The following is a 21618-nucleotide window of genomic DNA, read 5'->3' as shown; positions in this document are numbered from 1 at the left end:
GGCTTACAACCGCTCCTTGGCGAGCGCCTCGACGGCCTGGTCGAGGCCGCGGGCCGAAAGGGGAAGCGCGAGTTCGCGGCCCGCAGCATCCCTGAAGACGATGCGGCCCTGCTCGCTCGCCTTGCGCCATTGCCGGATGATGTCCTCGCTCGGCGCGGCGTCGGCGAAGCAGCCGCTGGGAATGCAGCGCCGCCACGGCAGATCGAGCGGCTTGGCGTCCTTGTCGCCCATCACGATCTGGACGCTGCTCGGGAAGGAGACGCTGACCGGCATCACCGCCGTCACGCGCAACGGCTCGCCAGCGGCGAGGCGGCCGAGCGCGACCTGAGCGATCGGCGCCTGCTGCCCCTGCGCCTGCAGAACCTGCGCGACCTCACAGATGCGGCCAGACTTGGCGGCGTCACCGGCGCGATGGCAACGCAGCGTCCAGTCGCCGAAGCTGGCTGTCGTGCTGCTGGGTTCCGCCGAGACCGGTTGGGCGGCCGGCGCGACAGGCTTCGGCGCCGCCGTCTGCGCAGCAGCCGGGCCATTGGCCAACATCAGCAACATGCCCAGCGAAGCCAGACCAATCTTCTTGCGCAATGCCATCTCGCTCCACCCCGATCCAGGCCGGATCGCTCCCGGGAGCGCTGCGGCCGCTCATCCCGGCGCCGGCACCGCCTCCGAACGCCGCCCTGCCGATCGCTCGGAAGGTGCCTTCGGGACGCATGACGGCGTGATTCGAAACGGGCTACCCCGTTCGGATGAACGCGCAAGATTTCTCAGAATGCTCTAATCTGCGCAATACGAGAATCAAAAATGGTCACATGAATTAAGGATTGATCTACAAGAAGGTGAACGCGCCGGCCGGTATCCCGTCAGGCTACCGCCAGTCGCGACCGGCCCTGCGGTCCTGCCACCGCGACCAGAAGGGCGCTGAGGCTCAGGGCGGCCGCTATCAGCCCGAACATCGCCCAGACGCCGAGGTGATGCATGAGCGCGAAGAAGACCAGGGGAACGAAGACCGAGACCAGACGGCCCAGCCCCCAGGCGATCGAGGTGCGCGACGCCCGCAATCCGGTCGGCACGATCTCCGCAGCGTAGACGCCGAGAACGCTGGCATAGATGGCGCTGCAGAAGGCGAAGGCGATGCCGATGCCGACCAGCGGCGCAAACTCCGTGGCTGCCGCGAAGGCGAGCCCTAGAACGGCCATCGCGAGGGCTGCGGTAATCAGGCAGGCCCTGCGCCCGACCCGGTCGATCACCGGCGCAACGAGCAGGTTGCCGATCACCGGCCCGAACATGATCAGCCCCGCCGCCACCACCGAATCGCCGATGCTGAAGCGCTTGGCGACCATTACGGCGCCGCTCATCAGCGGAAAGCCGATCGTCGCCCAGGGCGCCAGCGCGTAGAGGCTGCAGAGGAAGAGCAAGGAAACGCCGGCACCGGGCGTGCCGCGATGCGTCGCCGCCTCCCGCATCTGCCCAACCACGGCCGCGGCGGAAGCCGGCGCTCCGACCCGACCGGCGCCGCGCCGGCCGAAGCGCAACAGTGCCGTTTCGGCCTCCGCGAGGCGACCGGTGGCTGCCAGCCAGCGCGGGGATTCCGGCAGCAGAGCCAGCAGCGTCGCTGCGAGTAATGCGAGCACAGCACCGGAACCGAGCGCCCAGCGCCACCCCTCAAGACCAAAAGCGGACGGCGATGTCGCGCGCATCAGGAAGATGATGGCCGGCGCGCCCAGAAAGGCGAGCCCGGCGCACAGGCAGACCGTGGTTCCGCGCCAGCGTGGCGGCATGACATCGGCGAGATAGGCTGCGATCAGCGGCGGGCATGCTCCGATGCCCAGACCCGACAGGAAGCGGAAGCCGATCAGTGTCGCCGCGTCGCCGCTCGCCGCCGCGCCGAGCGATCCGGCGGCCACCATCACGAGCGCGCCCTGCAACGCCAGGCGGCGGCCGAGCCTGTCTCCGAGCGTGCCGAAGATGGGAGCGCCGACCGCGCCACCGGCGAAGATCGCCGCCAGGAAGAGCGACAGCTCGGTCTGCGTCATGCTGCGCGGCGGCGCCTGAAACACCGCGCCCAGCGCATTGCCCAGGGCCACCTCCGCGATGTCGGCAAAGAGCGCGAGCGTCGCGACGGCAAAGATCCCAAGCCGCAGCCCGCAGAAGGGGAGCGCGTCGAGACGTTCGGCGACGCTCTTCTCCGATCGGGCCGCCATCCGGGGCGCTTCGCCCCCTTCGCTTCTCAGCACGCCGGCATGTCCCAGGCTTTGCTGCCGCCGCCCGCAGCGACAATGATGGCCGGAAGATCCGGCTCGGCGATGCCGATCGCCTCGTCGAAGGCATCGCCGATGATGGCGAGCTTGACGGCCTGGACCCGCGCATATTCCGCCCGGAAGCCTCGCGACAGCCAGATCGGCGAGCGCCCCGGCGCTCCGCTCCAGCCGAGGCAGCCGATCGCCACCGCCGCCGCCAGCGTCCGGCCGGCATGGGTCCAGGAGAGGCTCAGCGGGCGGGCGAGCGACGAGACCGAGGTCACGTCGGTGACCGCCCTCTCCTGATGCTGCGCCTGCGCCATATCCAGACCTGCGATGAGGCGATCCATCAGGCTGCCGCCTTCATCGACCGAGGCGAACACGGCGTAGATCGGCGCCGGCGTGCGGATGATGCGACAGGACAGCAGGCCTTCGGCAACGGACGGCTCCATGAGCATCAGTAGGGACGCGTCGGCTTCCCGCAAACGCGCCGATCTGGCGCCACCGTCAAGGGAATCGAGTGCCGCCAGATGCAGGCTGTACCATTCGCCCAACGCCCACAAGGTCGAGGGTGCGGGCTCCGCAAGGAGCGTCGTGCCGCCGGCCAGAGGCTTGCGCGCCTGGATGATGCCGTAGTGGAGCGCCTCGTCGAAGAAGGCGGCGGCAGTGTTCCGGCTTGCGAGCGCATGCGCGACCGCTTTGTCGGTGAATTCGCGACGCGAGATCCCCATCCGCCCGGCCTGTCGCCCCCGGAAATAGTCGGACAGCGCCGCATGCGACATGAGCCAGCGCTGCTGGGTCGAGAACTGCGAGGCGAGCCGCGGCGCAGCCGCCTGAACAGCCTGGAAGCCCCCTGCCAGACGATGGGCGACGTGATCGAACTGCGGATGCGCGAGCAAACGTTCGATCTTCGAGTCGAGTCTCTGCATCCGATCCCCACAGCCCTGCGCCAGGCCGCCGTTCTAGCGGGCGCGTTTTGGCTATTTTGGGATCATATTGCACATTATTGTGCAATATGTGAATCGCAACCGGCCCTCACCATTTCGCCAGCGGCGCCCGCCGCATTACGCGACGCTGTGCACCGTGCCGTGCAGCAGCGCATCGACCATGTCGCGATAGCGTTGGTGGAGCATGTCCGGCGCGATCGGCGGCAGGCTCTGATTGGTGCCGCGCGCCCCGTCCGCCAGCAGTTGCGCCAGACGGTCGGGGCTTGAGCTATCCTTCACGCGCAGGATGCCCGCTTGCTCCAGCTCCACAATGAAGCCCGCCAGCTCGGACTGGAACGCGACTGCGGACGCGACCATCAGGTCCCTGCAGCGCCGGAAGGCCTGGTCGTTGATCTCGATGGCGTGAGGCGATGTCGCGAGCCTGCGGCGGTTGTTGCCATAGCGGGTGTCGAGAATGGTCGCGAGGATCTCGACCGCGTCGCGCCCCTCGGCCAGCGCCACGCGGCCGGCGGCCATGCCCGCCTCGACCGCTTGCGCATTGACGCTCTCGATCAGGAAGCGAAAGGCGTCCTCCTTGCCGCTGAAATAATTGTACAGCGTCCGCCGGGTGACATCGACGGCCGTGGCGAGGCCGGTCATGGTCAGCTGCTCATAGCCATGGTCCAGGAACGCCCGCTCCAACCGCGATACGAGCTCTGCGCGTGTGACCATCTGACCTTCCGGGTGCCCGCCGGACCATCGGCGCGGCGATCGCGGCCGCGGCGACGATGCGGCCTCGCGTTCTTGCCCCGCCTCTTCCGGGAAAAGCAATCCTGCCAAGCGCGATACTCACGGAAAGCACGCCCGGATGGCAAGCCAGCCGGCTCCAGAGCGACGCACCGGACATGCCAAGTGCCGGGCGGCCGGCCATCCCGGCCCGCCAGCCGACGCAGTGGCCAGATGCGCATCACGGATGCGCGGCGAGGTGGTTTCACTGCACCGCGACAGCTCCTAGAACGGGTTCATATCGATGGCCCAAGGAGCACGACATGTCCCAGAAAGTAGCGATCGTCACCGCCGGCGGCAGCGGCATGGGCGCGGCGACGGCGCGCCGCCTCGCCAAAGACGGCTACCATGTCGCGATCCTGTCCTCCTCGGGCAAGGGCGAGGCGCTGGCCCAGGAACTCGGCGGCCTCGGAGTCACCGGCTCCAATCTCGTGCAGAACGACGTGAAGCGCCTCGTCGACCTGACGGTCGAGCGCTGGGGCCGGGTCGATGCGCTCGTCAACAGCGCCGGTCATGGCCCAAGGGCGCCGATTCTCGACATCACCGACGAGGACTGGCATCGCGGCCTCGAGGTCTATTTCCTGAGCGCCGTGCGCACGATCCGGCTGGTGACGCCGATCATGCAGGCGCAGAAGTCGGGCGCGATCGTCAACATCTCGACCGCCTGGGCCTTCGAGCCCGACGCGATGTTCCCGACCTCGGCGATGGCGCGGGCCGGCCTTGCCGCCTTCACCAAGATCTTCGTCGACACATATGCGCCCGACAACATCCGCATGAACAATGTCCAGCCGGGCTGGATCGACAGCCTGCCGGCGACCGACGAGCGCCGCCAGCGCGTGCCGATGCAGCGCTACGGCACGAGCGAGGAGATCGCCGGGACGATCGCCTTCCTGCTGTCGGCCGATGCCGGATACATCACCGGGCAGAACATCCGGGTCGACGGCGGCATCACCCGCTCGATCTGACCTGCGGGCCGGTTGCGAAGACCGGTGGCCGGCTTGGCACGGCATTAGCTTGTGCCGGGCGGGCGCAAACCGGAGCGCAATCGATGGCTACGATACCTCGCCGCTTTTCCCATATCGCCTTCGGCGTCATCCAGGCCGGGCTGACTTCGGCCGTCGCGACGGGCGTGGCCGTTCTGGCCGGCCCGGACGCAAGCGCCTCGCTGCTGCGCTGGGCGTCGTCCTGGCTGCTGTCCTGGGGGATGATGCTGCCAGTCGTCGTCTTCGCAGCGCCATTCATCCGGCGGGCCGTCGAAGCCATGACGGGCGAATAGAAAACTGCCCCGGGGCAGTGCCGGGGCAGTTCGATTCAGCCCTGCTTGCGGGCCGAGACGATGAAGCGGTCCTGGCTGGCGCGCTCGAGCCGCTGGTAGAGCGGCATGAAGCGCCCCTGCGCGCGATGGATCGCGCCGAGATTGCGGTCGATCACGACATCGACGAAGCCGGCTTCGCTGAGCAGCCGCGCGATCTCCTCCGGCCGGCAGCCTTTCGAGAAATACACGCGCGAGACGATGTCCTCATGCGTCGCCAGATACGGCGCCGGCGGCTTCGGCGTGGAGAGGCGCTTGACGAAGCGCGCCAGCAGGCGCAGCGCCCGGCCGTTGCCGGGGCGCGGATTGGTCATATCGACGTCGACGATGGCGACGCGGCCCCCCGGCTTCAGCACGCGATTCCATTCGCGGAAGGCAGCCGGCGGGTCGGGCAATGTCCAGACGAGATGGCGCGTGGCGACGACGTCGTAGCTGCCCGACGCCTCCAGCGTATCCTCGGCATCTCCGGCATAGAGCTTGATCGGCTTGCCCACCGTCTTGGCGCGAGCGCGGGCGAGCATCGCCTCCGAGAGGTCAAGCCCTGTGACGCCATAGCCGAGTTCGGCCAGCAGGAGCGAGATCACGCCGGTGCCGCTGGCGAGGTCGAGCGCCCTGGCTCCTGGCGTGGCCGGACCGAGATGGCGCGCGAACAGCGCGAGCCAGGCCTGCCGCTCTTCGGGGGAGAAGATCTCGTGTCCGGGCTGGGTGTCGAAGGTTTCCGAGCGCATCGACCAGAAGTCGCGGATCTCGTCCTTGAGGCTGAGATTGTGATGCAGGGTGATCATGGCGGGATGGCACTGCCGTTGGAGCTATGCGGCTTCGACAACCACGGAATCCGGGTGGAAAGCAAGTGGAAAGCGGACTTCCGGCGCATGAGATCGCGACCCATCCCATTGTTTTGTTTGCAATAATTCTAAAACATAGTTGTTGACCGCCTCCGGAGCCGGACCTACGAGCCAGCGACTTCGTCCGGAGGTCTTCCCCATGATGATCCTGCGCGCCGTTCTCGGCACCGCCCTGCTCGCCGCCTCGCTCCTCGCCGCGGCCTCTCCCGCTTTCGCCGACAAGGTCTCCGTCACCGACGTGCTCGGCCGCAAGGTCGAAGTCGAGGCGCCGGTCCAGCGCGTCATCCTCGGCGAAGGCCGGCAGATGTACTTCGTCGCCGCCCTCGACAAAGACGACCCGTTCAAGCGCGTCGTCGGCTGGCGCGACGACCTGCCCAAGGCCGATCCCGACAGCTACAAGCAGTATCTCGCGCGCTATCCGCAGATCGCCAAGCTGCCAAGCTTCGGCGGCATGAAGGAAGGCGCCTTCGACATCGAGCAGGCGATCGCGCTGAAGCCCGACGTCCTCTTTCTCAATGTCGAGGCGAAGGTCGCCAGCGACGAGGCGAGCCTGGTCGACAAGCTCGCGGCGGTCGGCATCCCCGTCGTCTATGTCGATTTCCGCGAGAAGCCCTTCCAGAACACTGAGCCGTCGATGCGGCTGATCGGCAAGCTCTTCGGCAAGGAGAAGCTCGCCGAGGACTTCATCTCCTTCCGCGCCGCCGAGATCGCCCGCGTCACCGATAAGCTCGCCAAGGTCCCGAACCTCAAGCGCCCGCTCGTCATGCTCGAGCGCGCCGCCGGCTATTCCGACGATTGCTGCATGTCCTTCGGCAACGAGAATTTCGGCAAGATGGTCGATATCGCCGGTGGCAAGAACTTCGCCTCCGACCTGATCCCCGGCACCTTCGGCACGGTCAACGCCGAAGCCATCGTCGCCGCCAACCCCGATGTCGTGATCGTCACCGGCGGCAACTGGGGCGCCTATGTCCCAGGCGGCGCCTGGGTCGGGCTCGGGCCGGGCAGCGACATGACGGAGGCGCGCCGCAAGCTTGTGCGGCTCGCCGCGCGGCCGGCCTTCAGCCAGACGCAGGCGGTCAAGAACGGCCGCGTCCATGCGATCTGGCACCAGTTCTACAACAGCCCCTATCAGTTCGTGGCGATCCAGGAGATCGCGAAATGGCTGCATCCGGAGCTGTTCGCGGATCTCGACGCCGACGCGACGCTGAAGGCTCTGCATGAGCGCTTCCTGCCCCTGCCCTACGAGCCGGGCTACTGGGTCACGGTCGAGAAGAGCAAGTGAGCCGGCGATGACCGCTACCGTCGCACGCGAGGCCCTGCCAGGCCGGCAGGCCTATCGCTCGCTGACGCTGCGGCGGCGGCTGATCCTGCTCGGCATGCTCGGCCTGCTGCTGGCGAGCCTCGTCGTCGACATGATGCTGGGCCCGGCACGCTACGATGTCGAGCAGGTGCTGCGGACGCTCCTCAACCCGTCCGAGGCGCCGGCGGCGCTGCGCGTCGTGATCTGGGACATCCGCTTGCCCGTGGCGCTGATGGCGGTCGTCACCGGCGCTTCGCTGGCGGTGGCCGGCGCGCAGATGCAGACGATCCTGAGCAACCCGCTCGCCAGCCCCTTCACGCTCGGCATCTCGGCGGCGGCGAGCTTCGGGGCGGCGCTGGCGCTGGTCTTCGGCGTCGGCCTGCTGCCGGTCGCGGCCGACTACATCGTGCCGATCAACGCCTTCGTCGTGGCGATGGGCGCCGCCATGCTGATCCACCTGCTCAGCCAATCGCGCGGCGTCACCACCGAGACCGTGATCCTGCTCGGCATCGCGCTGGTCTTCACCTTCAACGCCCTGCTGGCGCTGCTGCAGTTCTTCGCCTCCGAACAGGCGCTGGGCGCCGTCGTGTTCTGGACGATGGGCTCGCTGACCAAAGCGAGCTGGCAGAAGCTCGCGATCACCACGGCCGTTCTCGCCTTCACCCTGCCCTTCTTCCTGCGCCGCGCCTGGGCGCTGACGACGCTGCGGCTGGGCGACGACAAGGCCGCGAGCTTCGGCATCAACGTCAAGCGGCTGCGGCTCGAGATCATGCTGCTGGTCTCGCTGCTCGCCGCCGTTCCGGTGTCCTTTGTCGGCACGATCGGCTTCATCGGCCTCGTCGGCCCGCATATCGCCCGCATGGTGATCGGCGAGGACCAGCGCTTCTTCGTGCCAGCCTCGGCGCTGGCGGGGGCGGCGATCCTCTCCGCCTCGTCCGTCGTGTCGAAATCGCTGATCCCGGGCCTGATCTTCCCGATCAGCATTGTCACGGCGCTGATCGGCGTGCCGTTCTTCTTCAGCCTGATCATGACCAGCCGGAAGCGCTCATGGTGAGGCTCTCGCTCGTCGGCGTCGGCGTCGCCTATGGCAGGCGGCGCGTGCTGCAGGACGTCAATGCCGCGGAGCTTCGCGGCGGCGAGGTCGTGGCCGTGATCGGTGCTAACGCGGCCGGCAAGTCGAGCCTGTTCCGCCGAATCGCCGGGCTGGCCTCGGGCGACGGCGAGGTCACGGTGAGCGGCGAAAGCCGGATGGCCGGGCGGACCGCTCCACGCTGCTGCTACCTGCCGCAGGACACGGCCGTGAATGCCGTGCTCACGGTCTACGAGTCGATCCTGCTCGCGCTCAAGCAGGGTGGCTCCTGGTCGGTCAGCGACGACGAGCTCCACCGCATCGACAAGGTGCTGCGCGACCTTGAAATCGAGGATCTCGCCTTCCGCGGCCTCGGCGAGCTCTCGGGCGGGCAGCGCCAGCTCGTCTCGATCGCGCAGACGCTGGCGCGCGAGCCGGACATCCTGCTGCTTGACGAGCCGACCAGCGCGCTCGACCTGCACCGCCAGTTCGAGGTGCTCAGCCTCGTGCGCCGGCTGGCGCGCGAGCGCGGCATGCTCGTGCTGATCTCGATCCACGATCTCAACCAGGCGCTGCGCTTCGCCGACCGGGTGATGGTGCTGGCGCATGCGCGCCTCGTCGCTCTCGGCGACCCGCGCGCGATCGTGACGCCGGCCCTGCTCGACGAGGTCTATGGCGTCCACGCCCGCGTCGAGACGTTGGCGGGCGGGGAGCCTTTCGTCCTCGTCGAAGGGTCGAGCCGGCAGGTCGTCTGAGCCGCCGCTCAGGCCGCCAGGCTGCGCATTTCCTTGATCAGGTCCGCCTTGCCCTCGAAGCCGATGCCCGGCAGATCGGGCATGACGATATGGCCGGCCTCGACGCGCACGCCATCCGGGAAGCCGCCATAGGGCTGGAACAGATCCGGATAGGATTCGTTGCCGCCCAGCCCGAGCCCTGCCGCGATGTTCAGCGACATCTGGTGGCCGCCATGGGGAATGCAGCGGCGCCATGACCAGCCGTTCTGCTTCAGCATCTCGAGCGTGCGGAGGTATTCGACGAGGCCGTAGCTGAGCGCGCAGTCGAATTGCAGCCAGTCGCGATCCGGCCGCATGCCGCCATAGCGGATCAGGTTGCGGGCATCCTGCATCGAGAACAGGTTCTCGCCGGTCGCCATCGGGCCGGGATAATGCTCGGCGAGCCTGGCCTGGAGGTCGTAGTCGAGAGGGTCGCCCGCCTCCTCGTACCAGAACAGATCGTATTGCCGCAGCGCCTTGGCATAGGCGATCGCGGTCTCCAGGTCGAAGCGGCCATTGGCGTCGACGGCGAGCTTGCAACCGGCCGGCAGCAGTTTCAACACCGTCTCGATGCGCTCGCAGTCGTCGGCGAGCGGGGCGCCGCCGATCTTCATCTTCACCACGGTGTGGCCGCGGTCGAGATAGCCCTGCATTTCGGCCGCGAGGCCTTCCAGCCCCTTGCCGGGATAGTAATAGCCGCCGGCGGCATAGACGAAGACCTTAGGGTCGGCCTGTGTGCCATAGCGCTCGGCCAGCATCCGGAAGAGCGGCTTGCCGGCGATCTTGGCGACGGCGTCCCAGACCGCCATGTCGATCGTGCCCATGGCGACGGAGCGCTCGCCATGGCCGCCCGGCTTCTCGTTGGTGAACATCGCGGCCCAGACTTTCGCGGGGTCGATGTTGGCGCCCTCGGCATCGAGCAGGCTTTCGGGCGCGGCCTGCAGCACGCGCGGGGCGAAACGCTCGCGGATCAAACCGCCCTGGCCGTAGCGGCCATTCGAATTGAAACCGTAGCCGATCACCGGTTTGCCGTCGCGGACGACGTCGGTGACGACCGCGACGAGGCTGAGCGTCATCTTCGAGAAGTCGATGAAGGCATTGGCGATGGGCGAGGCGATCGGAGCCGTGCGCTCCCGGATGTCGACGATACGCATGTGAAGAGCGTTTCCTTGCGCTTATGGATCTGCGGTCGGCCGGATCATAAGAATGGCGGGCGCCTTGTCAGTCATCGCAGGAATGGTCGTTTTTCACGGCAGGCATCCCAATCTGAGATGCCTGCCGCCCTCTGGGATAATGTCCATGCGCAGCTTCGATCCGGTCTCGCTGCGGCTGTTCATCGCCGTCTGCGAGGAGCGCAACATCGCGGCCGCGGCGAGGCGCGAGGCGATCGTGCCCTCGGCCGTGAGCAAGCGGATCAGCCAGATGGAAGACGAGGCAGGCGTCGCCCTGCTCGAGCGCGGGCGGCGCGGCGTTTCGCTGACACCGGCCGGCGAGACGCTCTGCCGCTATGCGCGCGACATGCTCGACCTGCTCGACCGGATGCGGGCGGAACTCGGCGTCTTCGCCGAGGGCGTGCAGGGGCATGTGCGCGTCTTCGGCAGCAAATCGGCTGTGGCGCAGATGCTGCCCCGCGATGTCGGCCTGTTCGCCCAGCGCTACCGCGACGTCCGCGTCAGCCTGGAGGAGCGCGAGATCTGGGAGGTGGTGCGCGGCGTCGAGGAGGGCCGGGCCGATATCGGCGTCTGCTGGGACGCGGTCGAATTTGGCGCTCTCCAGACCTTCCCCTACCATCGCGACCATCTCGCTGTCGTGGTGCATCCCGAGCATCCGTTAGCCGGCGGCGAGACCATCGCCTTCGAGGACACGATCGACCACGAGCATGTCGACATCGTCGCCCGCAGCATCATGAAGACGACGCAGCGCAATGCCGCAGCCGCCGCGGGCAAGCAGATGCGCTATCGCATCCAGGTCTCGACGGTCGATGCCGCCTATCGCATCGTCGCGGCGCGCCTGGCGCTCGCGATCGTGCCGCGCGAGGAGGCCGAGCCGATCCGCGAGGCACTGGGCCTGCGGGTCATCCCGCTCAGCAATGACTGGGCGAAGCGGCAATTCGTCATCTGCGCACGGCCAGGCGGCGTCAGCCTGCCGGCGCAACTGCTCGTGCAAAGCCTGCGCGACTACGTCGCGGCGGCCTAGGCCGAGCGAGGCCGCCGGCGCTTGCCTGCCTTGCCGATCCGGACAATATACCGGAATGTATGGCGCGTTCGGCGGAGCTCTTCTCGACATGGCGCAGGACAAGTCCATCGCGCGCTGGATGGGGCGCCTCGATCCCGCCGCCGGCCCGCGCTATCTCCAGATCGCCGACCACATCACGCAGGCCGTCGTGACCGGCGCGCTGCGGCCCGGCGACCGGCTGCCGCCGCAGCGAAGGCTGGCCGACCTGCTCGATGTCGACCTGACCACGGTGACGCGCGCCTATGACGAAGCGCGCCAGCGGCAATTGCTCGACGCCGTGACCGGACGCGGTTCCTTCATCGCCGCGCGGCCCGAGCCCTCGGGGCCGCCGGTCGATCTCAGCATGAACATCCCGCCGGCGCCCAAGGGCGTGCGCCTGTCCGAACTGATGCAGCGGGGAATCGCCGAGGTTCTGGCGCGCTCCAGCGCCGATCTCTTGATGACCTATCATGTCGGCCCGGGCTCGCTCTCCGACCGCGCGGCGGGCTGCGCCTGGCTCGAGCCGGTGCTGGGGCGGATCGAGCCGCAGCGCATGATCGTCGCGCCCGGCGCGCAGCCCGCCCTGCTCGCCCTGCTGACCACGCTCGCGCGCCCGGGCGAAGTGCTGCTGTGCGAGCCGCTGACTTATCCGGGACTCTTGGCCGCCGCGCGACAGAGGGGCCTCCGGCCTGTGCCCGTCGCCAGCGACGAAGACGGGCCGCGCCCCGATGCACTCGAGGCGACGATCCGCACGCATGGTGCGCGGCTGCTCTGCCTGACGCCGACGATTCAGAACCCGACCGCCATCACCATGCCGGAACAGCGCCGCCACGAGATCGTCTCGGCCGCGCGCGCGCGTGACGTGACGATCATCGAGGACGACCCCTACAGCCTGCTCGCGCCGGAGGCTCCCGCCGCCATCGCCGTCATGGCGCCGGAGCGGACCTATCACGTCGCGACGCTGTCGAAGACGCTGACGCCGGGGCTGCGCACGGCCTTCGTCGCCATTCCGGAGGGAGCGAGCCCGGACGCTCTGGTTCAGGCCCTGCGCGCGATCGCATTGATGCCGGCGCCGCTGATGACCGCGCTGGCGACGCACTGGATCAGGGTCGGCGCCGCAGGCGACCTGCTCGACGGCGTGCGCCGGGAGGCCGCGGCACGGCAGGCACTGGCCCGCCGTATCCTGCCGCCGTCGGGGCGGAGCCATCCGAACGGGCTGCATATCTGGCAGAAGCTGCCGGCGCATTGGGATCGTCACCGCCTGATCGAGGCGGCACGGCGGGAGGGGCTGGGGGTGACGCCTTCGGATGCGTTCAACGTCGAAGGGCGGGCGCCCGATGCCGTCAGGATTTCGCTCGGCGGCGTGCCGGACCGGGCGCGTCTCGGCGAGGCCCTGAAGACGCTCGCGACGATCATCGACCACGAGCGCGAGGCGAGCCACGCGGTGGTCTGAGGGCTGGTTTCCGCCATTGCGAGGAGCGACAGCTTCGCTGTGCTCGCAATGACGGGGTGCTTCAGCCCTGCTGCTTTTCGCGGACGACTGGCCTGGCGAGCCGCCCCTCCTCGGCCTTGTGGAAAAACTGCGCGGCAACGAGCCAGCCCTTGAGCGGCTGCAAGGGCGGGATGCAGGTGAGCAGGATCAGCGGCAGCGTGGTGACGAGGTGCACCCAGGTCGGCGGGTTGTAGGCGAGTTCGAGCCAAAGCGGGAAGGCCGCCGCGGGAACGCAGACGAACATCATCACGAAGAAGGCCGGACCATCCGCCGGGTCGGCGAAGGAATAGTCCAGCCCGCAGGCCTCGCAGGACGGACGCAGCTTGAGGAAGCCGTCGAACAGGCGCCCTTCGCCGCAGCGCGGACAGCGGCCGCGCAGGCCCGTCTTGAGCGGTGACAGAGGCGGCCATTGCTCGCCGGACATGACACTCTCCCGAAAGCGCGCCGCATCCCGGCGCCGCCTTCACATGGGGGCGGAAGCATACAATGTCAATATTGTATGCATGCGACATGAGGCCATACCGAATCATACGCGGAACCGCCCGCGTCATCCCGGACAAGCGGCGAAGCCGCGCCGCTCCGGGATCCATCGTAGAGCGCCGTTCCCTACGGGGGATCCCGGCGCTCCGCTTCGCTGCGGCCGGGATGACGGCGCGGTTGCGAGCACGACAGGCCGGTATGATGAGCCGCCCGGCCCGGACCGTCAGATGTGGATGGCGTGGCCAAGCGCCTTGAGGACCGCCTCCTGGAAGCCCTCGCCCTGGGTGGGATGGGCGTGGATCGTGCCCGCGACATCCTCCAGCGTCGCGCCCATCTCGATCGCGAGGCCAAAGGCGGTCGAGAGCTCGGAGATGCCGGCGCCGACTGCCTGGATGCCGAGCACGAGCTGCGTCTGCGCCTGCGCGACGATGCGCACGAAGCCCTGCTCGCCGTCGCGGGTCATGGCGCGGCCATTGGCGGCGAAGGGGAACTGGCCGATCCTGACCTCATGTCCGGCGCGCTTCGCCTCGTCCGGAGACAGGCCGACCGAGACGATCTCGGGATCGGTGAAGCAGATCGCCGGGATACCGCGCTTGTCCCAGGCGCGGGGCTGGCCGGCCACGATCTCAGCGACCATCTCGCCCTGCGCCATGGCGCGATGCGCCAGCATCGGCTCGCCGGTGACGTCGCCGATCGCGTAGATGCCGCGCATCGAGGTCTCGCATTGCTCGCCGATGCGGATGAAGCGGCCGTCCATATCGAGCACGAGTTCCTCCAGGCCGAGGCCTGCGGTCGCAGGCGCACGGCCGACGGTGACGAGGATCCTGTCGGCGGAGATGCGTCGCTCCTGGCCATCCGCCGTCTCGACCAGCAGCGCATCGCCCTTGGGAGCGAGGCCGCGGGCCTTGGCGCCAAGCAGCACCTCGACGCCGAGCGAGGTCAGCTTCTTGGCGACCGGGGCGGTGAGATCGGCGTCATAGAGCGGCAGAATGCGCTCCAGCGCCTCGACGACCGTGACCTGGCTGCCGAGCTTGGCGAAGGCGATGCCCAGTTCGAGCCCGATATAGCCGCCGCCGACGACGGCGAGCTTCTTCGGCACCTCGGCGAGCGCGAGCGCTTCCGTCGAGGAGATCACCGGGCCGCCGAAGGGCAGGAAGTGCAATTCGACCGGCACGGAGCCGGTGGCGATGACGATCTTCTCGGCGCGGATCACCTTCGGGCCGGTCTCGGTCTCGACCACCACGGTCTTGCCGTCGCGGAAACGGGCGCGGCCATGGACGATCTTGACCTTGGCCTTGCGCAACAGCGCCGCGACGCCGTTGTTGAGGCGCGCGACGATTCCGTCCTTCCAGGCAACGGCCTTGCCGAAATCGAGCGCGGGCGCGCCCGCCGTCAGCCCGAACGGCGTCTTGCCGGCAGCGGCGTGGGCCGCCTTCTCGAACTCCTCGGCAACATGGATCATCGCCTTCGAGGGGATGCAGCCGACATTCAGGCAGGTGCCGCCGAGCTTGCCACTCTCCACGATGACGGTGTCGATGCCGAGCTGGCCGGCGCGGATGGCGCAGACATAGCCGCCGGGCCCGGCGCCGATGACGAGCAGCTTGCAGATGATCTCGGTCATGATGCGGCTCCGGCCTCAGACATCGATGAACAGCGTCGCCGGATTCTCCAGCAATTCCTTGAGCCGCTGCACGAATACGGCCGCGTCCCAGCCATCGACGACGCGATGGTCGAAGCTGGAGGAGAGGTTCATCATCTTGCGCGGGACGAAGGTCGTGCCGTCCCAGACCGGACGCACCATCATCTTGTTGACGCCGACGATCGCGACTTCCGGATGGTTGATCACCGGCGTCGTCGCGATGCCGCCCATCGCCCCCAGCGAAGTGATGGTGATGGTCGAGCCGGTGAGCTCGTCGCGGGTCGCGGTGCCGTCGCGGGCGCGCTCGGCGATGCGGTTGAGTTCGAGCGCACAGCCGAAGATGTCGCGCGCCTCGGCATGCTTCACGACCGGCACCATCAGCCCGCCCGGCGTCTGCGTCGCGATGCCCAGATGGATGCCGGCATGCTGGCGCACGATCCCGGCCTCGTCGTCATAGAGCGCATTGAGGTTCGGCTGCTCGGCCAGCGCCTTGACCATGGCCCGCATCAGGAAGGGCAGCAGCGTCAGCTTCGGCCGCTCGGGTGTCGGCTTTCTGTTCAGCGTCGCACGCAGGTCTTCGAGCGGGGTGACGTTCACCTCCTCGACGATCGTAATGTGCGGGATACGCGCCTTGGAGAGCGCCATCTTCTCGGCGATCTTGCGCCTGAGGCCGACGACCTTGACCTCGGTGACGCCGCTTTTCTCGGCAAGGCCCGGCGCATGGCTCGGCTCCGGGCCGCGCAGCAGGAAGGCGTCGATATCCTCGTGCAGGATGCGCCCGGCCTGGCCTGTCCCTGACACCTGGCGCAGGTCGATGCCGGCTTCGCGCGCCTTCAGGCGCACCGCCGGCGAGGCCAGCGGCTTGTCGCCGGGCAGGCGACGCGGCGCGGGCGCCTGCGGCGACGCCGCCGCGATCGCGCGCGTCGGCTTGGGCACGGTCATGGCCCGTGGCGGCTCGGCGGACAGCGCCGCCTTGGCAGGTTCCGGAGCTGCGGCCTTCGCCGTTTCGGCCTTTGGCGCCTCGGCGGCCGGTTCCGGCTCGGCCTCGGCAGGCGCCTCCTCCGCGCCGGCTTCGCCTGCGACCTTGAGCTTCACCAGCGCCGAGCCGATCGCGACGGTGTCGCCGACCTCCGCGCCGATCCAGGTCACCTCGCCATCGACGGGGGCGGGAATCTCCACCGTCGCCTTGTCGGTCATCACGGCGGCAAGCAGATCATCCTCACGGATGATGTCGCCGACCTTGACGTGCCACTCGACCAGTTCGGCCTCGGCGATGCCTTCGCCGACATCGGGAAGCTTGATGATGCGCTCGGCCATCAGCGGCTCTCCATGATCTCGGTCAGCGCCTGGCCGACGCGGGCGGGGCCGGGGAAATAGGCCCATTCCTGCGCATGCGGATAGGGCGTGTCCCAGCCCGCCACGCGCCTGACCGGCGCCTCCAGATGGTAGAAGCAGGTCTCCTGCACCAGCGCCGCCAGCTCCGCACCAAACCCTGAGGTCAGCGTCGCCTCATGCAGGACCATGCAGCGGCCGGTTTTGGCGACGGAGGCTGTGATCGTGTCGAGATCGAGCGGGACGAGGCTCCTGAGATCGATGACCTCCGCATCGATGCCGGTCTCCTGCGCCACCGCTTCGGCGACATGGACCATGGTGCCATAGGTCACGATCGTGCAGGCCGAGCCCTCGCGCCGGATCACCGCCTTGCCGAGCGGCAGGGAGAAATGGCCCTCGGGCACCTCGCCGAGCGCATGCTTCGACCAGGGCGTCACCGGACGGTCGTGATGGCCGTCGAAGGGGCCGTTATAGAGCCGCTTCGGCTCCAGGAAGATGACCGGATCCGGGTCCTCGATCGCGGCGATCAGCAGGCCCTTGGCGTCATAGGGATTCGACGGCACCACCGTCTTCAGGCCGGAGACATGGGTGAAGAGGGCTTCGGGGCTCTGGCTGTGTGTCTGGCCGCCGAAGATGCCGCCGCCGGTGGGCATGCGGATCACGATCGGGCAGGTGAAATCGCCGTTCGAGCGATAGCGCAGGCGGGCGGCCTCAGAGACGATCTGGTCATAGGCCGGATACATGTAGTCGGCGAACTGGATCTCGATGCAGGGTCGCAGGCCATAGGCCGCCATGCCGATCGCCGTGCCGACGATGCCAGCCTCGCTGATCGGCGCATCGAAGCAGCGGTCGACGCCGTATTTCTGCTGCAATCCATGGGTGCAGCGGAAGACGCCGCCGAAGAAACCGACATCCTCGCCATAGACCACGACGTTCTCGTCGCGCCCCATCGAGACGTCCATGGCGGAGCGGATCGCCTCGATCATCGTCATGCGTGGCATGGCGTCAGACTCCGAGCTGCTGGCGCTGGCGGCGCAGATGCGGCGGCAGCTCGGCATAGACGCCCTCGAACATGTCGCGGGCCGAGGGCTTTCCGCCGGAATGCAGCGTGCCGAAGCTCTCCGCCTCCTTCTGGGCGGCGATCACCGTCTCCAGGATTTCGGCCTCGGCCTGCTTGTGGCGCTCCTCGCTCCAGGCGCCGATGGCGATCAGATGTTCCTTCAGCCTGACCAGCGGGTCGCCCAGCGGCCAGCCGTCCGACTCATGCTTGGGCCGGTAGGCGGAAGGGTCGTCCGAGGTGGAATGCGCGCCAGCACGATAGGTGACGTATTCGACGAGCGTGGGCCCGAGATTGCGGCGGGCGCGCTCGATCGCCCATTGCGCGACCGCATAGACCGCAAGGTAGTCGTTGCCGTCTACGCGCAAGGCCGGAATGCCGAAGCCGAGCCCCCGTGCGGCGAAGGTGCCGGAGCCGCCCCGCGCGATGCCCTGGAAGGTCGAGATCGCCCACTGGTTGTTGACCACGTTGAGGACGACCGGCGCCTTGTAGGTCGAGGCGAAGACGAGCGCGGCGTGGAAATCCGATTCCGCCGTCGAGCCGTCGCCGACCCAGGCGGCGGCGATGCGGGTGTCGCGCTTGATCGCCGAGGCCATCGCCCAGCCGACGGCCTGGACGAACTGCGTCGCGAGATTGCCGGAGATCGAGAAGAAGCCGTGCTCCTTCGAGGAGTACATCACCGGAAGCTGGCGGCCCTTCAGCGGGTCGCGCTCGTTGGAGTAGATCTGGCACATCATGTCGACGAGCGGGTATTCGTCGGCGATGAGGAGCCCGGCCTGGCGGTAGGTCGGGAAATTCATGTCGCCCTTGCCGAGCGCGATGCGGAAGGCGCAGCACACCGCCTCCTCGCCGGTGTGCTGCATGTAGAACGAGGTCTTGCCCTGGCGCTGGGCCATCTGCATGCGGGCGTCGAAGGTCCGCAGCGTCATCATGTGGCGGAGACCCCGGATCAGATCCTCCTTGGAGAGATCCGGCACCCAGGGGCCGACAGCCTCCCCCTCGCGATTGAGCACGCGGATGATCGAATAGGCGAGATCGCGGATCTGCTTGGGGTCGACGTCGACGGGCGGGCGCTCGACCGTGCCGGCCTTGGGGATCACGACATGGGAGAAATCGGGCTTCTCACCCGGCCGGCTCGCGGGCTCCGGCACGTGAAAGCGAAGGGGAGTGTCAGACGTCATGGCCGCGCTCCAGTCTTCCCACAGGCATCGCCTTGCTCCCCAGCATTCCGCCGTCCGGCCCGGACGGCAAGCCGTATCGTCGTTCCCGGGGCTTCTGCCTCGCGCATGCCGAACGGCATGGCTGGCTCCTCCCTCTTGACCCCAAGCTAGCCCGGCTTCCGAAAAGATTTCTCTCGAAATTGGTTGCGCGCGGAACAGTCAGCAGAAATAAATTCCGACGATCTGAAATTATGAAGGATAATTTCCCGTGATACTGCGAAGCAGGCGACTGGACGAACCGGATCAGACCGATCTGCGGATTCTCTCCGCGCTCCAGGAGGACGGACGGCTGACCACCAACGCGCTGGCGGAGAAGGTCGGGCTCTCGCCCTCGCCCTGCTGGACGCGGGTCAAGCGGCTGGAGGAAAGCGGCGCGATCGAAAAGTATGTCGCCGTGCTCGACCAGAAGGTGCTTGGCTTCAACAATGTCGTCTTCGTCGAGATCACGCTCGACAAGCACGACGACAAGATCCTCGACCATTTCGGCGAGGCGCTGACACGGATCCCGGAAGTGGTCGAGGCCTATCTCGTCACCGGCGAATACGACTATTTCGTCAAGGTCGTGGTCAGCGGCACCGACCACTACGAGCGCTTCCTGCGCGAGACGCTCTACCGCATCCCCGGCATCCGGCAGACCCGGACGACCTTCGGACTCAGGGCGCTGAAACGGGCGATCTCGATCGATCCGCTTAAGATGCCGAGGCCGTGAGGGTTGCCAAAGAACGGCTCATTGCCCTGATCACCGCGCCGTCATCCCCGGACGAGCGACGTAGTCGCGCAGCTCCGGGATCCATCGTAAAGTTCCGGAGCCCTCCGATGGATCCCGGCACTTCGGCCGGGATGACGGTGGCGGTTCCGAGGATAAACGTGTCAGGGGACCAGCCCGAAGCCATCATCCTGCCCCGCCATCGCGACGGCAGCCTCGAGATCCGGCCCGGCCGAGGCATGGATGGTAAAGAGCCCCTCGCCGACCGTGACGTCGTCGCCGACGCCGCACAGAAGGTCGATGCCCGCACCCTTGTCGAAGGGGGCACCGGCGCGGCGCGCGATGCCGGCGATGCACCAGCCGTCGATCTCGCCGATCCGGCCGGGACGGCTCGCCCTGACCGTATGCGTCAACGCAGCCGGCTTCGGCACGATCTCGCGGCGGCCCTGCGCGGTCACGATCGCGTCGAGCGCCTGACGCGCGGCGCCGGAGTCGAGAAGCTCGGCGGCGCGAACGCGGCCTTTCTCCATCGTCCCAATCGCGGGATCCCAGGACAAGATGCGACCGGCGAAGGCCAGCGCCTTCTCGCGCAGATCGGCAGGCGCCTGCTCATGGCCCTCCAGCACCCATAACACGTCGCGTACTTCGAGCGCCGGACCGATGCCGCGGCCGATCGGCCCGGCGCCGCAGGTCGCGACCGCCTCGACATGCAATCCGACCGAGCGGCCGACCGTCTCGAACAGCGCCGCCAGTTCCCGCGCTTCCGCCTCGCTACGCAGCTTGGCGCGGCGACCATAGGGCAGGTCGACCGCGACATGGGTCGAGCCTGCCGTCAGCTTCTTCGAGATGATCGAGGCGACCGACCAGCGATTGGAATCGATGCCGAGCGGACGCGTAATGGCGTTCATCACATCGTCGACGGCGGAATGGTTGAGGCGCCCGTTCCAGGCGATGCAGGCGCGGGCCTGCTCGACCGTGCGACGGACATCGTCGACGGTGAGGTCGACCCTGGCCAGCACCTCCATCGCGTCGGCGGTGCCGGCCGCCGAGGTGATGGCGCGCGAAGAGGTCTTGGGCATGGCGAGGCCGTGGGCCGCGACGATCGGCGCGACGATCAGGGTGATGCGGCTGCCGGGGATGCCGCCCATCGAATGCTTGTCGACGACGATCGGCTCGTCCCAGCGCAGTGGCGTCGAGAAACCGGCGCGGACGCTCGCCAGCGCGCCGACCTCGGCGTCGCTGAGCGAGCGCGTCGCGGCGACGAGGAAGGCCGCGATCTCGCTGTCCGGATAGCGCCCCTCGACGATGTCGCGCAGCACGGTCTCGTAGTCGTCGGCATCGAGTTCGCGGCCCTGGATCTTGGCGCGCAATGCGTCGCGGCTGCGCTGCGGCGGGGTGCGCGTCAGCGAGACCTCGCTGCCGGCGGGCAAGCCCAGCGCAGCGAAGGCCTCGCGGGAGAGGCCGATCTCATGGGGCGCGAGCAACGTGCCGGCATCGACGATATTGACCCGGGCGCGGATGCTGCGGCGCTTCCCCTCAGCATCGATCCGGCCGGCGAGATCGACCTTGCCGGGACCGTCGAATTCCTCGACGCCGAGGATGCCGTCCGCCGGAAGATAGACGATGCTGTCGCGCCAGCCGTCGATCGGCAGCGGTTTCAGGACGAGGCGTCGCGTCGCCCCGTCGATCTCCGAGAGCAATTGCTCGACACCCTCCTCCGGCGCGCCGTCATTGGTCACGGTGAGGACTTCGAGCCCATCCGAAAGGTCGGGCACGGCGCGGGCGAGACGCAGCGCAATTTCGTTGGCGCTCTCGCGTCCGCGACCGGCGAGGCGCTTGGCCACGACATCGGGCGAGGCTGTGATCGAGAGCACGATCATGCGCGGCACGGCAGCTGCCAGATCCTTCAGCACGCCACGCGAGCCATTGGCGACGACATGACGCCCGGCCAGAAGGTCGTCCCGCAGGGAAATCGGCAGGCCGTAGCGCAGGCCATGCGCGCCCCAAGTCGCGAGCAAACCGCCATCGCGCCCGAGCGCGAGCAGGGCCTCCTCGGAGATCGCCTGGTGATCCTCGCCGCCGGCATCGGCCGGGCGGGTGATCAGGCGCCGGGCGAAGACAAAGCGCGGATCGGCGCTCAGCGCGGATCGGGCTCCGTCGATCAGCGTGTCCTTGCCGACCCCGCTCGGGCCGACCACGACGAAGAGGATACCGGGTCGCATCGTCTTTTTCG

The 21618-nt window shown here is 68.1% G+C and carries 20 protein-coding genes; 8 read left to right on the top strand and 12 right to left on the bottom strand.

Translation table 11 applies throughout. The features are described from left to right. Nucleotides 1-3: 3 nt before the first annotated feature. The 4 genes from AC1RMY_RS15485 to AC1RMY_RS15470 all read right to left on the bottom strand — a co-directional run bounded on the left by AC1RMY_RS15485 (nucleotide 4) and on the right by AC1RMY_RS15470 (nucleotide 3892). Complete coding sequence (locus AC1RMY_RS15485; RefSeq protein ID WP_492865888.1) at nucleotides 4-588, bottom strand: invasion associated locus B family protein; 585 nt, start codon at nucleotides 586-588, stop codon at nucleotides 4-6. A 269-nt stretch (nucleotides 589-857) separates the two neighbouring features. Next, entirely contained in the window at nucleotides 858-2198 is a 1341-nt protein-coding gene (locus AC1RMY_RS15480) for an MFS transporter (RefSeq protein WP_492865887.1), read from the bottom strand. Nucleotides 2199-2224: 26 nt separating this feature from the next. Next, entirely contained in the window at nucleotides 2225-3163 is a 939-nt protein-coding gene (locus AC1RMY_RS15475; RefSeq protein ID WP_492865885.1) for a hypothetical protein, read from the bottom strand. 135 nt (nucleotides 3164-3298) lie between these two features. After that, nucleotides 3299-3892, bottom strand: a complete 594-nt coding sequence (locus AC1RMY_RS15470; RefSeq protein ID WP_492865995.1) for a TetR/AcrR family transcriptional regulator — start codon at nucleotides 3890-3892, stop codon at nucleotides 3299-3301. Nucleotides 3893-4209: 317 nt separating this feature from the next. Here AC1RMY_RS15470 and AC1RMY_RS15465 point away from each other — a divergent pair, with 317 nt between their 5' ends. Then, nucleotides 4210-4911, top strand: coding sequence for an SDR family oxidoreductase (locus AC1RMY_RS15465; RefSeq protein ID WP_492865884.1), 702 nt, complete (start codon nucleotides 4210-4212; stop codon nucleotides 4909-4911). 83 nt (nucleotides 4912-4994) lie between these two features. Then, nucleotides 4995-5222 carry a DUF2798 domain-containing protein gene (locus tag AC1RMY_RS15460; RefSeq protein WP_492865882.1) on the top strand — a complete coding sequence of 76 codons (228 nt, stop codon included), beginning with the start codon at nucleotides 4995-4997 and terminating at the stop codon, nucleotides 5220-5222. A 35-nt stretch (nucleotides 5223-5257) separates the two neighbouring features. On the opposite strand, the gene AC1RMY_RS15455 is transcribed toward AC1RMY_RS15460, so the two are convergent. Then, nucleotides 5258-6043 carry a class I SAM-dependent methyltransferase gene (locus tag AC1RMY_RS15455; protein ID WP_492865881.1) on the bottom strand — a complete coding sequence of 262 codons (786 nt, stop codon included), beginning with the start codon at nucleotides 6041-6043 and terminating at the stop codon, nucleotides 5258-5260. A gap of 202 nt (nucleotides 6044-6245) precedes the next feature. On the opposite strand from AC1RMY_RS15455, the gene AC1RMY_RS15450 reads away from it, so the two are divergent. From AC1RMY_RS15450 to AC1RMY_RS15440, 3 genes are read left to right on the top strand one after another with little or no spacing between them, the layout of a single operon-like run. Next, the gene (locus AC1RMY_RS15450) at nucleotides 6246-7385 is read left to right on the top strand and encodes an ABC transporter substrate-binding protein (RefSeq protein ID WP_492865993.1); all 1140 of its coding nucleotides are present in this window, start codon (nucleotides 6246-6248) and stop codon (nucleotides 7383-7385) included. 7 nt (nucleotides 7386-7392) lie between these two features. Then, a complete protein-coding gene (locus AC1RMY_RS15445; protein WP_492865880.1) occupies nucleotides 7393-8457 on the top strand; it encodes a FecCD family ABC transporter permease in 1065 nt (354 codons plus the stop codon). Then, complete coding sequence (locus AC1RMY_RS15440; protein ID WP_492865878.1) at nucleotides 8451-9227, top strand: ABC transporter ATP-binding protein; 777 nt, start codon at nucleotides 8451-8453, stop codon at nucleotides 9225-9227. The genes AC1RMY_RS15445 and AC1RMY_RS15440 overlap by 7 nt, the downstream gene beginning before the upstream one ends. Before the next feature lie 8 nt (nucleotides 9228-9235). Here the strand turns inward: AC1RMY_RS15440 and AC1RMY_RS15435 are convergent, their stop codons facing one another. Next, nucleotides 9236-10399, bottom strand: coding sequence for a mandelate racemase/muconate lactonizing enzyme family protein (locus AC1RMY_RS15435; RefSeq protein WP_492865876.1), 1164 nt, complete (start codon nucleotides 10397-10399; stop codon nucleotides 9236-9238). Between the two features lie 145 nt (nucleotides 10400-10544). On the opposite strand from AC1RMY_RS15435, the gene AC1RMY_RS15430 reads away from it, so the two are divergent. Together AC1RMY_RS15430 and AC1RMY_RS15425 are read left to right on the top strand one after the other, a co-directional pair. Beyond that, on the top strand, nucleotides 10545-11441 hold the full coding sequence (locus tag AC1RMY_RS15430; RefSeq protein WP_492865875.1) for a LysR substrate-binding domain-containing protein: 897 nt from the start codon (nucleotides 10545-10547) through the stop codon (nucleotides 11439-11441). Nucleotides 11442-11496: 55 nt separating this feature from the next. After that, on the top strand, nucleotides 11497-12912 hold the full coding sequence (locus AC1RMY_RS15425; RefSeq protein ID WP_492865873.1) for an aminotransferase-like domain-containing protein: 1416 nt from the start codon (nucleotides 11497-11499) through the stop codon (nucleotides 12910-12912). Between the two features lie 61 nt (nucleotides 12913-12973). Here the strand turns inward: AC1RMY_RS15425 and AC1RMY_RS15420 are convergent, their stop codons facing one another. From AC1RMY_RS15420 to AC1RMY_RS15400, 5 genes are all read right to left on the bottom strand, one after another. Beyond that, nucleotides 12974-13375, bottom strand: a complete 402-nt coding sequence (locus AC1RMY_RS15420; RefSeq protein WP_492865871.1) for a DUF983 domain-containing protein — start codon at nucleotides 13373-13375, stop codon at nucleotides 12974-12976. 279 nt (nucleotides 13376-13654) lie between these two features. Continuing rightward, nucleotides 13655-15052: a dihydrolipoyl dehydrogenase gene (gene lpdA / locus AC1RMY_RS15415; RefSeq protein WP_492865870.1), complete on the bottom strand. Its 1398-nt coding sequence runs from the start codon at nucleotides 15050-15052 to the stop codon at nucleotides 13655-13657. Nucleotides 15053-15067: 15 nt separating this feature from the next. Continuing rightward, the gene (locus AC1RMY_RS15410) at nucleotides 15068-16387 is read right to left on the bottom strand and encodes a dihydrolipoamide acetyltransferase family protein (RefSeq protein WP_492865869.1); all 1320 of its coding nucleotides are present in this window, start codon (nucleotides 16385-16387) and stop codon (nucleotides 15068-15070) included. Next, nucleotides 16387-17403 (bottom strand): alpha-ketoacid dehydrogenase subunit beta, encoded by a 1017-nt coding sequence (locus AC1RMY_RS15405; protein WP_492865867.1) that lies wholly within the window; start codon nucleotides 17401-17403, stop codon nucleotides 16387-16389. Before AC1RMY_RS15405 ends, AC1RMY_RS15410 begins: the two co-directional genes overlap by 1 nt. Before the next feature lie 4 nt (nucleotides 17404-17407). Continuing rightward, nucleotides 17408-18640, bottom strand: coding sequence for a 3-methyl-2-oxobutanoate dehydrogenase (2-methylpropanoyl-transferring) subunit alpha (locus tag AC1RMY_RS15400; RefSeq protein ID WP_492865865.1), 1233 nt, complete (start codon nucleotides 18638-18640; stop codon nucleotides 17408-17410). Between the two features lie 247 nt (nucleotides 18641-18887). Here AC1RMY_RS15400 and AC1RMY_RS15395 point away from each other — a divergent pair, with 247 nt between their 5' ends. After that, a complete protein-coding gene (locus AC1RMY_RS15395; RefSeq protein WP_492865863.1) occupies nucleotides 18888-19388 on the top strand; it encodes an Lrp/AsnC family transcriptional regulator in 501 nt (166 codons plus the stop codon). Between the two features lie 161 nt (nucleotides 19389-19549). Here the strand turns inward: AC1RMY_RS15395 and phnN are convergent, their stop codons facing one another. Continuing rightward, nucleotides 19550-21607: a phosphonate metabolism protein/1,5-bisphosphokinase (PRPP-forming) PhnN gene (phnN, locus tag AC1RMY_RS15390; RefSeq protein ID WP_492865861.1), complete on the bottom strand. Its 2058-nt coding sequence runs from the start codon at nucleotides 21605-21607 to the stop codon at nucleotides 19550-19552. Nucleotides 21608-21618 lie beyond the last annotated feature (11 nt).

The organism is Allobosea sp. GW822-FHT03F07, assembly GCF_058801345.1.
This window is presented reverse-complemented; position numbering and strand designations above follow the sequence as displayed.